The organism is Leisingera sp. ANG49 (assembly GCF_059694505.1).
Map to the genome: position 1 here is coordinate 1 of NZ_JCATZN010000041.1, position 1,400 is coordinate 1,400.

Sequence of the window (1,400 nt, forward strand, 5' to 3'; positions counted from 1 at the left end):
GGCGGAAGGCAATCCCATGCTGGAAATTGCTACAGTACCCATGCTGCGTGTCAGAGCATCCCTTCGGCAGGAGCTTGCGACCCTTGAGCAGCAGGTGCGCCAGCTTGCCCAGGATGATCCAGTGTGCTTCCGTTTGATGACGATGCCGGGGATTGGCGCAGTCGTGGCACTAACCTTCCGAGCAGCCGTCGATGACCCGGCGCGCTTCCGATCTTCAAAGAGGGTCGATCCTTGAGTTGGCCTGACTCCTTCGCGCAACCAGTCCGGCGAACGCGATGTGTCTGGCGGCATTACCAAGGTTGGGGATGTCAATCTGAGGCGGGCGTTGTGCCAAGCCGCAACTGTCATGATGAACCGCGGACGCTCGACAAGGTTGAGAACATGGGGAGCCCAGCTCGTGCAACGCCGTGGCCGGAAAATTGCGATGGTCGCTCTTGCTCGACGCATCTCGGTCATTCTCCATCGAATTTGGGTTGATGGCACTGTGTTCCAACCAGATGCTGCACCGCAAATGGCCTGATCACATACTCCTCCGCAGATTGCCTGCCTGATCGCAGGCCTTCTAGGTCCCGCAGGGACGTGGTTCCGATGATGCCGTGGTCTGGACCGTCGCTGACTTCCGTCAAGCACACCAATGAGATGGGCACATCGGAATTGCATCGAACCAGCATCATATTGGCAACCAAAGCGTTGACCACGGACCGAAGCGTGTACCCGAAGGATCTCAGTCGAAGACCGCGACAGACAGCAGAGCGGACAAAAACAGAGATGATAAACCCGCTTCGGCGGATCAATTATTTTGCGTAAAACCGCTTGACCGGGAAACTCCCGTTACCGAAGTCCTGAGCCTAGGGGATCCTTCCATTCCATCGAAGGGGTCGCACCATCAACCCATGGGATCAAAAACGTGGTGCTCAAAGTTTCATTTTGCGCGCGAGTGCTCAGAAGTCGAAGAAAACAATTAGAAACACTTTTCCTCATATCGCTAATTCAACTTATTCTTCACCTTCATTGCCAAGTGTAACTACCTCGCACCATTCAATAGTCGTCTCGCTGGGAGCTAAAAAAGAACTGGGTTCCAGGATCAGCCGAGTTTTCCGAAAGTAAAAACTACGCCAGTCCCCTTCGCGTGATAATGAACCGGAAAAATTCGCTCCATTACTCGCCCCGCCCAATAACGTTTTTGTCTTTTTTACATGTTCGACGTTTCCTTTGCCAGAAGATGTTTCAGGTTCTAAGTGGCAATTCGTTTGGCCATCCGCGTTGACAAAGATCAACATGTTGCCGGGCATTGAAAATCTCCCAGTGGTAGAATCAACTTTTAGTGTAAACTGTTATGGCTAGCAAAGCCAACACTAAACTAAACTTGATTGAACAGGACGCCTTCTGAAGTTCGAACA

At 52.2% G+C, this 1,400-nt stretch carries 1 protein-coding gene and 1 pseudogene; one reads left to right on the plus strand and one right to left on the minus strand.

Going from position 1 to position 1,400, the window contains the following annotated elements; genetic code table 11:
• Window positions 1-520: pseudogene (locus tag AC58NV_RS23595) on the plus strand (transposase); the annotation flags it as partial.
• A gap of 475 nt (window positions 521-995) precedes the next feature.
• Here AC58NV_RS23595 and AC58NV_RS23600 read toward each other — a convergent pair.
• Window positions 996-1,292 carry a hypothetical protein gene (locus tag AC58NV_RS23600; RefSeq protein WP_497229315.1) on the minus strand — a complete coding sequence of 99 codons (297 nt, stop codon included), beginning with the start codon at window positions 1,290-1,292 and terminating at the stop codon, window positions 996-998.
• Between the last annotated feature and the right edge of the window lie 108 nt (window positions 1,293-1,400).

Excerpts from the sequence above, each read along its gene's own strand:
- AC58NV_RS23600 (WP_497229315.1), bottom strand. The coding sequence starts at position 1,292 with ATGCCCGGCAACATGTTGATCTTTGTCAACGCGGATGGCCAAACGAAT.